9 protein-coding genes are annotated in these 12,475 nt (G+C 63.0%); 8 read left to right on the top strand and 1 reads right to left on the bottom strand.

Annotation, left to right across the window (positions count from 1 at the left end):
* Entirely contained in the window at positions 1-1,428 is a 1,428-nt protein-coding gene (arcD, locus tag GGI48_RS22785; RefSeq protein WP_047305733.1) for an arginine-ornithine antiporter, read from the bottom strand.
* A 449-nt stretch (positions 1,429-1,877) separates the two neighbouring features.
* On the opposite strand from arcD (GGI48_RS22785), the gene arcD (GGI48_RS22780) reads away from it, so the two are divergent.
* The 8 genes from arcD (GGI48_RS22780) (at position 1,878) to gcvP (ending at position 12,463) form a co-directional block, all read left to right on the top strand.
* Positions 1,878-3,305, top strand: a complete 1,428-nt coding sequence (gene arcD, locus GGI48_RS22780) for an arginine-ornithine antiporter (protein ID WP_179600150.1) — start codon at positions 1,878-1,880, stop codon at positions 3,303-3,305.
* A 52-nt stretch (positions 3,306-3,357) separates the two neighbouring features.
* Positions 3,358-4,614, top strand: coding sequence for an arginine deiminase (gene arcA / locus GGI48_RS22775; protein ID WP_047305740.1), 1,257 nt, complete (start codon positions 3,358-3,360; stop codon positions 4,612-4,614).
* A gap of 77 nt (positions 4,615-4,691) precedes the next feature.
* Entirely contained in the window at positions 4,692-5,702 is a 1,011-nt protein-coding gene (locus tag GGI48_RS22770) for an ornithine carbamoyltransferase (protein ID WP_179600148.1), read from the top strand.
* 62 nt (positions 5,703-5,764) lie between these two features.
* A complete protein-coding gene (gene arcC, locus GGI48_RS22765; RefSeq protein WP_016967334.1) occupies positions 5,765-6,694 on the top strand; it encodes a carbamate kinase in 930 nt (309 codons plus the stop codon).
* Between the two features lie 72 nt (positions 6,695-6,766).
* Complete coding sequence (locus GGI48_RS22760) at positions 6,767-7,126, top strand: DUF5064 family protein (protein WP_016967335.1); 360 nt, start codon at positions 6,767-6,769, stop codon at positions 7,124-7,126.
* Between the two features lie 171 nt (positions 7,127-7,297).
* The gene (locus GGI48_RS22755) at positions 7,298-8,806 is read left to right on the top strand and encodes a sigma-54-dependent transcriptional regulator (RefSeq protein ID WP_016967336.1); all 1,509 of its coding nucleotides are present in this window, start codon (positions 7,298-7,300) and stop codon (positions 8,804-8,806) included.
* Positions 8,807-9,219: 413 nt separating this feature from the next.
* Positions 9,220-9,603, top strand: coding sequence for a glycine cleavage system protein GcvH (gene gcvH / locus GGI48_RS22750; protein WP_016967337.1), 384 nt, complete (start codon positions 9,220-9,222; stop codon positions 9,601-9,603).
* Between the two features lie 10 nt (positions 9,604-9,613).
* The gene (gene gcvP, locus GGI48_RS22745; protein ID WP_179600146.1) at positions 9,614-12,463 is read left to right on the top strand and encodes an aminomethyl-transferring glycine dehydrogenase; all 2,850 of its coding nucleotides are present in this window, start codon (positions 9,614-9,616) and stop codon (positions 12,461-12,463) included.
* Positions 12,464-12,475: the final 12 nt, after the last annotated feature.

Here is a 12,475-nt window from a genome sequence, read left to right as displayed (position 1 = left end):
TCACAGCGCCAGCAGACCGCTGTACAGGCCATAAGCCGCCAGCGAGGCACCGATGATCACGGCACTGAAGATCAGTTTTTCCAGCGGGGTGAACAGCGGCTGGCCCTGCTCGCGCTTGGCCTGGGCAAACAGAATCACCCCGGGCGCATAGAGCAGCGCCGAAAGCAGCAGGTACTTCAAGCCACCGGCGTACAACAGCCAGATGGCGTAGCTCAGGGCCACCACCGCGATGCACAGGTCCTTCAGTCGCTCCCGGGACGCCTGCTCGTAGGTTTCCCCTCGGCCGCTGAGCAGCACCGCATAGGCCGCCGACCACAGGTAGGGCACCAGGATCATCGACGAGGCGAGGTAGATCAGGTTGGTGTAGGTGCCGGCGGAGAACAGGGTGATCAGCAGGAAGATCTGGATCATCACGTTGGTCAGCCACAAGGCATTGACCGGCACATGGTTGGCGTTTTCCTTCTTCAGGAAAGCCGGCATGGTCCGGTCCCGGGCGGTGGCGTAGAGAATCTCCGCGCACAGCAGGGCCCAGGACAGCAAGGCGCCCAACAGCGAAACCGCCAGTCCAATGCTGATCAGCAAGGCGCCCCAGGGGCCGACGATATGCTCCAGCACCGCCGCCAGGGACGGGTTCTGCAGCTTGGCCAGCTCCGGCTGGCTCATGATCCCCAGGGACAAGACGTTGACCAGCACCAGCAGCGCCAGCACCCCGAGAAAACCGATCACCGTGGCCCGCCCGACATCCGCGCGCTTCTGCGCCCGGGCCGAGTAGACGCTGGCGCCCTCGATGCCGATGAACACGAACACCGTGACCAGCATCATGTTGCGCACCTGGTCCATCACCCCGCCGAAGTTCGGGTTGCTGCGGCCCCAGATATCCCGGGTAAAGATCTCCGCCTTGAATGCCACGGCGGCGATGACGATGAACATCACCAGCGGCACGATCTTCGCCACCGTGGTCAGCTGGTTGATGAAGGTGGCCTCCTTGATCCCCCGCAGCACCAGAAAATGCACGGCCCACAGCAGCAAGGACGCGCAGCCGATGGCGACCGGGGTATTGCCCTGGCCGAACACCGGAAAGAAATAGCCCAGGGTGCTGAACAGCAGGACGAAGTAGCCGACGTTGCCCAGCCAGGCACTGATCCAGTAGCCCCAGGCCGATGAAAAACCCATGTAGTCGCCGAAGCCGGCCTTGGCATAGGCATAGACCCCGGAGTCCAGCTCCGGCTTGCGGTTGGCCAGGGTCTGGAAGACGAACGCCAGGGTCAGCATGCCCACCGCCGTGATGCCCCAGCCAATGAGCACGGCCCCGGCATCGGCCCGGGCCGCCATGTTCTGCGGCAGCGAGAAAATCCCGCCACCAATCATCGAGCCCACGACCAGAGCGATCAGTGCACCGAGTTGAAGCTTCTGCGCCGGTTGTGACATTCCTACCTCTGCTTCAGTGAGTCGATGGGGCAATAAGACGATAGGCCATTAATCAACTTCCAGAAATGTGCATCCAATAGTAACAGTCAATTAAACAGCCTTTATGAACGGATCTCGGAATAGTCTTCAGAAGGCACTGAATAACCGACTATTTTGTTAAATATATGTACTAAGTGCCATCACTGACTGGTTATTAGTTAACCACCTTAGTGGATTTGCACATTCGTCAAAAGGGTCTAGTTTCAAACGACACCAACAATCCAAACAATCACTAAAAATTAGTTAAAAGCCTCTGGAATGGGCCTCTCAGGGCCGCATTCTACCTTCCGCAATAAATCTTAAGTCATTCATTCACAACGGAATACCGCAATGAACTGATCTAAGTCAGCTGTTCGGATTGCCAGCGGATTTACTCTGACGTCTCTCTTCTCCTGCATTGGAGTCATGCAATGTCTGAATCTCCCGGAAAACTAAGACTGGGCGCCTTAGTCGCCCTGGTAGTGGGTTCCATGATTGGCGGAGGGATCTTTTCCTTACCGCAAAACATGGCGGCCAGCGCCGATGTTGGTGCAGTTCTTATTGGTTGGGCGATTACCGCTGTCGGCATGTTGACCTTGGCATTCGTCTTTCAAACCCTGGCCAATCGCAAACCGGATCTGGACGGCGGCGTCTACGCCTACGCCAAGGCCGGTTTCGGCGACTACATGGGTTTTTCATCGGCCTGGGGCTACTGGATCAGCGCCTGGCTGGGCAACGTCGGCTACTTCGTCCTGCTGTTCAGCACCCTGGGCTATTTCTTTCCGATCTTCGGTGAGGGCAACACCCCGGCCGCGGTGATCGGTGCCTCGGTGCTGCTCTGGGCCGTGCATTTTCTGGTGCTGCGCGGCATCAAGGAAGCCGCCTTCATCAACCTGGTGACCACGGTCGCCAAGGTCGTGCCGCTGCTGCTGTTCGTGCTGATTGCCCTGTTCGCCTTCAAGCTGGACATCTTCACCGCCGACATCTGGGGCGTGAAAAACCCGGACCTGGGCAGCGTGATGAACCAGGTGCGCAACATGATGCTGGTCACCGTCTGGGTGTTCATCGGCATCGAGGGCGCGAGCATCTTCTCCTCCCGGGCGGAAAAACGCTCGGATGTGGGCAAGGCCACCGTCATCGGCTTCATCACCGTGCTGCTGTTCCTGGTACTGGTCAACGTCCTGTCCCTGGGGATCATGACCCAACCGGAACTGGCCAAGCTGCAGAACCCATCCATGGCGGCCGTGCTGGAGCATGTGGTGGGTCACTGGGGCGCGGTGCTGATCAGCGTCGGCCTGATCATCTCGCTGCTGGGAGCGCTGCTGTCCTGGGTGCTGCTGTGTGCGGAGATCATGTTCGCCGCGGCCAAGGACCACACCATGCCGGAGTTCCTGCGCCGCGAGAACGCCAACCACGTACCGGCCAACGCCCTGTGGCTGACCAACGCCATGGTGCAGATCTTCCTGATCATCACCCTGTTCTCGGCCAGCACCTACCTGTCACTGATCTACCTCGCCACCTCGATGATCCTGGTGCCCTACCTGTGGTCGGCGGCCTATGCGGTGCTGCTGGCGGTGCGCGGCGAAAGCTACGAACAGGCCCTGGCCGAACGCAAGAAGGACCTGATCATCGGCGGCATCGCCCTGCTCTACGCGATCTGGCTGCTGTACGCCGGCGGGGTCAAGTACCTGCTGCTCTCGGCGCTGCTCTACGCCCCCGGCGTGGTGCTGTTCGCCAAGGCCAAGATGGAACTGCACAAACCGATTTTCACCAACGTCGAGAAGCTGATTTTTGCCGCGGTGGTCATAGGCGCCCTGGTGGCGGCCTACGGACTCTACGACGGCTTCCTGACCCTGTAGCACTGCCTTTGAAGCAACACCCCGATTGTTTTGTCTCTGGAGGATCACAGTAATGACCACGGAAAAAGTTAAGTACGGCGTCCATTCCGAAGCCGGCAAACTGCGCAAAGTCATGGTTTGCTCCCCAGGCCTGGCCCATCAGCGGCTGACCCCGAACAACTGCGATGAACTGCTGTTCGATGATGTGCTGTGGGTGGCCCAGGCCAAACGCGACCACTTCGACTTCGTCACCAAGATGCGCGAGCGGGATATTGATGTGCTGGAAATGCACAACCTGCTGACCGACATCGTCGCCATGCCCGAAGCCCTGGACTGGATCCTGGAGCGCAAGATCACCGCCAACCAGGTCGGCCTGGGCCTGGTCAACGAAGTCGGTTCGTGGCTGCGCAGCCTGGAGCCGCGCAAGGTCGCCGAGTACCTGATCGGCGGCGTATCCGCCGATGACCTGCCCACCAGCTTCGGTGGCAAGACCATCGAGATGTTCCGCGATTTCCTCGGCCACTCCAGCTTCATCCTGCCGCCGCTGCCCAACACCCAGTTCACCCGCGACACCACTTGCTGGATCTACGGCGGCGTAACCCTGAACCCGATGTACTGGCCGGCGCGACGCCAGGAAACCCTGCTGACCACCGCCATCTACAAGTTCCACCCCGAGTTCACCCAGGCCGACTTCCAGATCTGGTACGGCGACCCGGACCAGGAACACGGCAACGCCACCCTCGAAGGCGGCGACGTGATGCCGATCGGCAACGGTGTGGTGCTGATCGGCATGGGCGAGCGCTCCTCGCGCCAGGCCATCGGCCAACTGGCACTGAACCTGTTCAAGCACAAGGCCGTGGAACGAGTGATCGTCGCCGGCCTGCCGAAATCCCGCGCGGCGATGCACCTGGACACCGTGTTCAGCTTCTGCGACCGCGACCTGGTGACGATCTTCCCGGAAGTGGTGAGCCAGATCGTCGCCTTCAGCCTGCGCCCTGACGAAAGCAAGCCCGGCGGCATCGACGTGCGCCGCGAGGAAAGCAGCTTCCTCGACACCGTGGCCAAGGCCCTCAACCTCAAGGCCCTGCGCGTGGTGGAAACCGGTGGCAACAGCTTCGCCGCCGAGCGCGAGCAATGGGACGACGGCAACAACGTGGTGGCCGTGGAGCCGGGCGTGGTCATCGGCTACGACCGCAACACCTATACCAACACCCTGCTGCGCAAGGCCGGGGTCGAGGTCATCACCATCAGCGCCGGCGAACTGGGCCGGGGCCGCGGCGGCGGCCACTGCATGACCTGCCCGATCATCCGCGACCCGATCGACTACTAAGCCTTTAGACGACCAGCAGTCCGACCGCGCCTATCCGGCGCCGGTCGGGCCGATTACCGAATCCAAGGAGAATCATCATGGCGTTCAACATCCACAACCGTAACCTGCTGAGCCTGGAACACCACACCCCACGTGAGCTGCGCTACCTGCTGGACCTGTCCCGCGACCTCAAGCGCGCCAAGTACACCGGCACCGAGCAGCAGCATCTCAAGGGCAACAACATCGCCCTGATCTTCGAAAAGACCTCGACCCGTACCCGTTGCGCCTTCGAAGTGGCGGCCTATGACCAGGGCGCCAACGTCACCTACATCGACCCCAACTCGTCGCAGATCGGCCACAAGGAGAGCATGAAGGACACCGCCCGGGTGCTGGGGCGCATGTACGACGCCATCGAGTACCGCGGCTTCAAGCAGGAAATCGTCGAAGAACTGGCGAAATTCGCAGGCGTCCCGGTGTTCAACGGCCTGACCGATGAATACCACCCAACCCAGATGATCGCCGACGTGCTGACCATGCGTGAGCATGCCGACAAGCCGATCCACGAGATCAGCTACGCCTACCTGGGCGACGCCCGCAACAACATGGGCAACTCGCTGCTGTTGGTGGGCGCCAAGCTCGGCATGGACGTGCGCATCTGCGCGCCCAAGGCGCTGTGGCCCCATGACGACCTGGTGGGCCGCTGCAAGCAATACGCCGAGGAAAGCGGCGCCCGCATCACCCTCACCGAAGATCCGAAGGCCGCGGTCAAGGGCGTGGACTTCATCCACACCGACGTCTGGGTGTCCATGGGCGAGCCGGTGGAAGCCTGGGCCGAGCGCATCGAGCAACTGCTGCCGTACCAGGTCAACGCCGAGCTGATGAAAGCCACCGGCAACCCACGGACCAAGTTCATGCACTGCCTGCCGGCGTTCCACAACAGCGATACCAAGGTCGGCAAGCAGATCGCCGAGCAGTATCCGCACCTGGCCAACGGCATTGAAGTGACCGACGACGTGTTCGAGTCGCCGGCCTGCATCGCCTTCGAGCAAGCGGAAAACCGCATGCACACCATCAAGGCGATCCTGGTTTCGACCCTGGCCGACCTCTAACCCGCCTCCCCCTGCAGGTGCTGGCTTGCCAGCGCCTGCAGCGCCTCTAGAAGGACTGCATTATGCGTATCGTCGTTGCACTGGGCGGTAACGCCCTGCTCCGCCGTGGTGAACCCATGACCGCGGACAACCAACGCGCCAACATCCGCATCGCCACCGAACAGATCGCCAAGATCCATCCCGGCAACCAGTTGGTGATTGCTCACGGCAATGGCCCGCAGGTGGGCCTGCTGTCGCTGCAGGCGGCGGCCTATACCCAGGTTTCGCCCTACCCGCTGGATGTGCTCGGTGCCGAAACCGAAGGCATGATCGGCTACATCATCGAACAGGAACTGGGCAATCTGCTGGACTTCGAAGTGCCCTTCGCCACCTTGCTGACCCAGGTGGAAGTGGACGCCAAGGACCCGGCCTTCAAGAACCCGACCAAGCCCATCGGCCCGGTCTACAGCCAGGCAGAAGCCGAGAAACTGGCCAAGGAAAAAGGCTGGGCCATCGCCCCGGATGGCGACAAGTACCGCCGGGTGGTGGCCAGCCCGAAACCCAAGCGCATCTTCGAGATCCGCCCGATCAAGTGGCTGCTGGAAAAGAGCAGCATCGTGATCTGCGCCGGCGGTGGCGGCATTCCGACCATGTACGGCGAGGACGGCAAGCTCAAGGGCATCGAGGCGGTGATCGACAAGGACCTGTGTTCGGCGCTGCTGGCCGAGCAACTGGAGGCGGACCTGCTGGTGATCGCCACCGACGTCAACGCGGCGTTCATCGACTTCGGCAAGCCGACCCAGAAGGCCATTGCCCAGGCCCATCCGGATGAAATGGACAAGCTGGGTTTTGCCGCCGGCTCCATGGGCCCCAAGGTCCAGGCCGCCTGCGAATTTGCCCGGCACACTGGCAAAGTCGCGGTGATCGGTTCACTCTCGGACATCGAAGCGATCGTCCAGGGCAAGGCCGGCACCCGCATCAGCACGGCACAGCCCGGCATCCGCTACCTGTAAGACGCTTGCTGTAAGAACTCGGGGCAGGCCCGGCGCCTGCCCTCCCGTCAAAGCCCTGGAGGAGAGACGCCTATGGCCATGTTTGAGCCCGGTCACCTGCATATCGAGCGCCATGCGCTGAGCAAGGACGACTTCAGCTACAACCTGTGCATCGACTACGAACTGGCCCAGGACCCCAAGGAGGGTCACGGCATGCTGTTCACCCTGCACGGCACCATCGAAGGCAAATCCTTGAAAGAGCAGTTCTTCCTGGCCAAGGACCTGGCCTTCGACTTTGCCCGCCACGCCACCCGCATCGCCCAGCAGTACGGTTTGCCCAAGAGCGCCAGCATTGCCTCCATGCACAAGTACTACGACGAGATGTTCGAAGACGTGCGCAAGCAACTGAACGTCAAGCCCGGCGACCCGATCAACCCCGAACACCTGGCATGACCCCTCTTCTGTAGGAGCCGGCCGGCCGGCGAAATGACCACCGCCGTGCCCGGGTGCCTGGTCCGCCTTCGCCGGCAAGCCGGCTCCTACGACAGCTCCAGCGATTTCGACTAAGGCTCTCGCCCAAGGCATACTGGCGCCCTTCAGTGTTCCAGAAGCCTCTGTCGCCTCATGCGTATCCACGTCAGCTTCATCGACCGCGTCGGCATCACCCAGGAAGTCCTGGCCCTGCTGGGCGGACGCAATCTCAACCTGGATGCGGTGGAAATGGTGCCGCCCAACGTCTATATCGATGCACCGACCCTGAGCCCCCAAGTTCTGGAAGAGTTGCGCGACGCGCTGTTCAACGTGCGCGGCGTGCAGGCGGTGACGGTGGTCGACATCCTCCCCGGCCAGCGCCGGCACTTGCAGTTGGACGCCTTGCTGGCGGCCATGACCGATCCGGTGCTGGCCCTGGACAGCGCCGGCAAGGTGCTGCTGGCCAACCCGGCGCTGATCGCCCTGTATGGCCGCGAGCCGGCCGGGGAAAGCGTCGCCGAACTGTTTGCCGATCCCGCGCTGCTGGAGGCCCTGCTGGAAAACGGCTTTCGCCTGCCACTGCGGGAAATCATGGTCAATGGCCAGACCCTGCTGCTGGACGCCACGCCCATTACCGATGCCGGCGCGCTGCTGACCCTGTACCAGCCCAACCGCATCGGCGAGCGGCTGTCGGCCCTGCACCACGATCACGCCGAGGGCTTCGATGCCCTGCTCGGCGAATCCCCGGCGATCCGCACCCTCAAGGCCCGGGCGCAACGGGTGGCAGCGCTGGATGCGCCGCTGCTGATCCAGGGTGAAACCGGCACCGGCAAGGAGCTGGTGGCCCGCGCCTGCCACGCCATCAGCGCCCGGCACAGCGCGCCATTCCTGGCCCTGAACTGCGCGGCGCTGCCAGAGAACCTGGCCGAGAGCGAACTGTTCGGCTACGCCCCCGGCGCCTTTACCGGGGCCCAGCGCGGCGGCAAGCCGGGGCTGATGGAGTTGGCCAACCAGGGCACGGTGTTTCTCGATGAAATCGGCGAGATGTCGCCTTACCTGCAAGCCAAGCTGCTGCGCTTTCTCAATGACGGCAGCTTTCGCCGGGTCGGTGGTGATCGCGAGATCAAGGTCAATGTGCGCATCCTCAGCGCCACCCACCGCGACCTGGAGAAAATGGTCAGCGAAGGCAGCTTTCGTGAAGACCTGTTCTATCGCCTCAATGTCCTGAACGTGGAAGTGCCGCCGCTGCGCGAGCGCGGCCAGGACATCCTGCTGCTGGCCCGCTACTTCATGCAGCAGGCCTGCGCGCAGATCCAGCGCCCGGTGTGCCGCCTGACCCCGGGCACCTACCCGGCGCTGTTGAGCAACCGCTGGCCGGGCAACGTGCGCCAGTTGCAGAACGTGATCTTTCGCGCGGCGGCCATCTGCGAAAGCAACCTGGTGGACATCGGCGACCTGGACATCGCCGGCACCTCGGTGGCGCGGCAGAACGACACCGAAGTCGAAAGCCTGGAACAGGCCGTGGAAGCCTTCGAGAAACAGCTGCTGGAAAACCTCTACGTCCACTACCCTTCGACCCGGCAACTGGCCAACCGCCTGCAGACCTCCCACACCGCCATCGCCCATCGCCTGCGCAAGTACGGCATTCCGGGCAAGGCCTGAGCTGCCCGCTGATCCGTAGGAGCCGGCTCGCCCTTGAGAGCCCCTCAAGCCCTGTGTCGCTCTTGAGGGCGCTTTCGCTGGCAAGCCAGCGCCTACTTCCCGCCGCGCCTACCGTTCCAGAAGCGACCTGCAACTGTACTGAAAGCGCTACAGCGGAACGATTTCGCTACACCTCCTTGTAATCGCTGCCGTGCAAGGCTTTGATCCTCAAAGCCTTTTCTCCACGCTGTCAGCTGTAGCGATTTCGCTACAGGCGAACATCGCCAGCACTCGGGAAAGATACTCAAGCTATTGATTTTAAAGGATTAACTATTTATTGGCCGCATTCTTGCTATGGGTATTGCCATCCGGCTCGGCCCCGCACGAGCATTCAATCGCGTCCACCAGACGAGTCTGGCCCCTGAGGAGTTTCCATGAGCGAGTTGCGTTTTACTGAAGATCACGAATGGCTGCGTAGCGAAGCGGATGGCAGTGTCACCGTCGGCATCACGGCTTTCGCCCAGAACGCCCTGGGTGATGTGGTGTTTGTGCAACTGCCGGAGCTGCAGAGCTACGAAAAGGGTGCCGAAGCCGCCACCGTGGAATCGGTCAAGGCCGCCAGCGGCGTGTACATGCCGCTGGACGGTGAAGTGGTCGCCACCAACCCGGCCCTGGAAGACAGCCCGGAGCTGGTCAACGAAGACCCGCTGGGCGAAGGCTGGTTCTTCCGCTTCATTCCCGCCGATGCCGCCGCCGTTGGCCAACTGCTGGATCAGGACGCCTACGATCGCCTGATCAAAGCCAGCGCAGAAGCCTGAGGAGCCCGTCATGACCGTCAACCTGACTACCGCCAACGAATTCATCGCGCGCCACATCGGCCCGCGCCAGGCCGATGAGCAAGCCATGCTCAACAGCCTGGGCTTCGACTCCCTGGAAGCCCTGAGCGCCAGCGTGATTCCCGAGAGCATCAAGGGCACCAGCGTGCTGGACCTGGGCCAGGGCCAGAGCGAAGCCCAGGCCCTGGCCTCGATCAAGGCCATCGCCGCCAAGAACCAGCTGTTCAAGACCTACATCGGCCAGGGCTACTACAGCTGTCACACGCCTTCGCCGATTCTGCGCAACCTTCTGGAAAACCCGGCCTGGTACACCGCCTACACCCCCTACCAGCCGGAAATCTCCCAGGGCCGCCTGGAAGCCCTGCTGAACTTCCAGACCCTGATCAGCGACCTGACCGGCCTGCCGATCGCCAACGCCTCGCTGCTCGACGAAGGCACCGCCGCCGCCGAAGCCATGACCTTCTGCAAGCGCCTGAGCAAGAACAAGGGCAGCCATGCCTTCTTCGCCTCCGTGCATTGCCACCCGCAAACCCTGGACGTACTGCGCACCCGTGCCGAACCCTTGGGAATCAACGTGGTGGTGGGCGATGAGCGCCAGCTGACCGACGTCAGCCCGTTCTTCGGTGCCCTGCTGCAATACCCGGCGAGCAACGGCGATCTGTTCGACTACCGCGAACTGGCCGAGCGCTTCCACGCCGCCAACGCCCTGGTGGCCGTGGCCGCCGACCTGCTGGCCCTGACCCTGCTGACCCCGCCGGGCGAATTCGGCGCCGACGTGGCCATCGGCAGCGCCCAGCGCTTCGGTGTACCGCTGGGCTTCGGTGGCCCGCATGCGGCCTATTTCTCCACCCGCGATGCGTTCAAGCGCGACATGCCGGGCCGTCTGGTCGGCGTCTCGGTAGACCGTTTCGGCAAGCCGGCCCTGCGCCTGGCCATGCAGACCCGCGAGCAGCATATCCGCCGCGAAAAGGCCACCAGCAACATCTGTACCGCCCAGGTCCTGCTGGCCAACATCGCCAGCATGTATGCCGTGTATCACGGTCCCAAGGGCCTGATTCAGATTGCCCAGCGCATCCACCAGCTGACCGCGATCCTGGCCAAGGGCCTGAAGGATCTGGGGCTGGTCGTGGAGCAGGACAACTTCTTCGACACCCTGAGCCTGCGCACCGGTGCCAGCACCGCCGCGCTGCACGACAAGGCACGCGCCCAGGGCGTCAACCTGCGGGTGATCGACGCCGAGCGCCTCGGTCTGTCCCTGGACGAAACCACCACCCAGGCCGACGTTGAAGGCCTGTGGAACCTGCTGGGCGAAGGCAAGGCCGCGCCGGACTTCGCCGCACTGGCGGCTGCGGTCAGCAGCAGCATCCCTGCGGCCCTGGTACGCCAGTCGGCGATCCTCAGCCACCCGGTGTTCAACCGCTATCACTCGGAAACCGAGCTGATGCGATACCTGCGCAAGCTGGCGGACAAGGACCTGGCCCTGGATCGCACCATGATCCCGCTGGGCTCCTGCACCATGAAGCTCAACGCCGCCAGCGAAATGATCCCGATCACCTGGGCCGAGTTCGGTGCGCTGCACCCCTTCGCCCCGGCCGAACAAAGCGCCGGCTACCAGCAACTGACCACCGAGCTGGAGGCGATGCTCTGCGCCGCTACCGGCTACGACGCCGTCTCCCTGCAGCCCAACGCCGGCTCCCAGGGTGAATACGCCGGCCTGCTGGCCATTCGTGCCTATCACCAGAGCCGTGGCGACGAGCGCCGCGACATCTGCTTGATTCCTTCGTCGGCCCACGGCACCAACCCGGCCACCGCCAACATGGCCGGCATGCGCGTGGTGGTCACCGCCTGCGACGCCCGCGGCAACGTGGATATCGAAGACCTGCGAGCCAAGGCCATCGAGCACCGCGAGCACCTCGCCGCGCTGATGATCACCTACCCGTCGACCCACGGCGTGTTCGAGGAAGGCATCCGCGAAATCTGCGGCATCATTCATGACAACGGCGGCCAGGTGTACATCGACGGCGCCAATATGAACGCCATGGTCGGCCTCTGCGCGCCGGGCAAGTTCGGTGGCGACGTGTCGCACTTGAACCTGCACAAGACCTTCTGCATTCCCCACGGCGGTGGCGGTCCGGGCGTTGGCCCGATCGGCGTCAAGTCGCACCTGGCGCCCTTCCTGCCCGGCCACGCCGCGCTGGAAAACAAGAAGGGCGCGGTGTGTGCCGCACCGTTCGGCAGCGCCAGCATCCTGCCGATCACCTGGATGTACATCCGCATGATGGGCGGCGCCGGCCTCAAGCGCGCCTCGCAGCTGGCGATCCTCAACGCCAACTACATTTCGCGGCGCCTGGAAGAGCACTACCCCGTGCTCTACACCGGCAGCAACGGCCTGGTGGCCCATGAATGCATCCTCGACCTGCGTCCTTTGAAAGACAGCAGCGGCATCAGCGTCGATGACGTGGCCAAGCGCCTGATCGATTTCGGCTTCCACGCCCCGACCATGTCCTTCCCGGTGGCCGGCACCCTGATGATCGAGCCGACCGAAAGCGAATCCAAGGAAGAACTGGACCGCTTCTGCGACGCCATGATCCGCATCCGCGAGGAAATCCGCGCGGTGGAAAACGGCAGCCTGGACAAGGACGACAACCCACTGAAGAACGCTCCGCACACCGCGGCCGAACTGGTGGGCGAGTGGTCCCATCCGTATAGCCGTGAACAGGCCGTGTACCCAGTGGCCTCGCTGATCGAAGGCAAGTACTGGCCGCCGGTTGGCCGGGTCGACAACGTGTTCGGCGACCGCAACCTGGTGTGTGCCTGCCCGTCGATCGAAAGCTACGCCTAAGGCAGCCACAAG

Source organism: Pseudomonas protegens, from assembly GCF_013407925.2.
In the GTDB taxonomy this organism is placed as follows: Bacteria; Pseudomonadota; Gammaproteobacteria; order Pseudomonadales; family Pseudomonadaceae; genus Aquipseudomonas; species Aquipseudomonas fluorescens_AP.
This window is presented reverse-complemented; position numbering and strand designations above follow the sequence as displayed.

What these genes read in the sequence shown, in the direction of transcription:
- gcvP (WP_179600146.1), top strand. Translation starts at nt 9,614, where the DNA reads ATGACCGTCAACCTGACTACCGCCAACGAATTCATCGCGCGCCACATC.
- arcD (WP_179600150.1), top strand. Translation starts at nt 1,878, where the DNA reads ATGTCTGAATCTCCCGGAAAACTAAGACTGGGCGCCTTAGTCGCCCTG.
- GGI48_RS22755 (WP_016967336.1), top strand. Translation starts at nt 7,298, where the DNA reads ATGCGTATCCACGTCAGCTTCATCGACCGCGTCGGCATCACCCAGGAA.
- GGI48_RS22760 (WP_016967335.1), top strand. Translation starts at nt 6,767, where the DNA reads ATGGCCATGTTTGAGCCCGGTCACCTGCATATCGAGCGCCATGCGCTG.
- GGI48_RS22770 (WP_179600148.1), top strand. Translation starts at nt 4,692, where the DNA reads ATGGCGTTCAACATCCACAACCGTAACCTGCTGAGCCTGGAACACCAC.
- arcC (WP_016967334.1), top strand. Translation starts at nt 5,765, where the DNA reads ATGCGTATCGTCGTTGCACTGGGCGGTAACGCCCTGCTCCGCCGTGGT.
- arcD (WP_047305733.1), bottom strand. Translation starts at nt 1,428, where the DNA reads ATGTCACAACCGGCGCAGAAGCTTCAACTCGGTGCACTGATCGCTCTG.
- arcA (WP_047305740.1), top strand. Translation starts at nt 3,358, where the DNA reads ATGACCACGGAAAAAGTTAAGTACGGCGTCCATTCCGAAGCCGGCAAA.
- gcvH (WP_016967337.1), top strand. Translation starts at nt 9,220, where the DNA reads ATGAGCGAGTTGCGTTTTACTGAAGATCACGAATGGCTGCGTAGCGAA.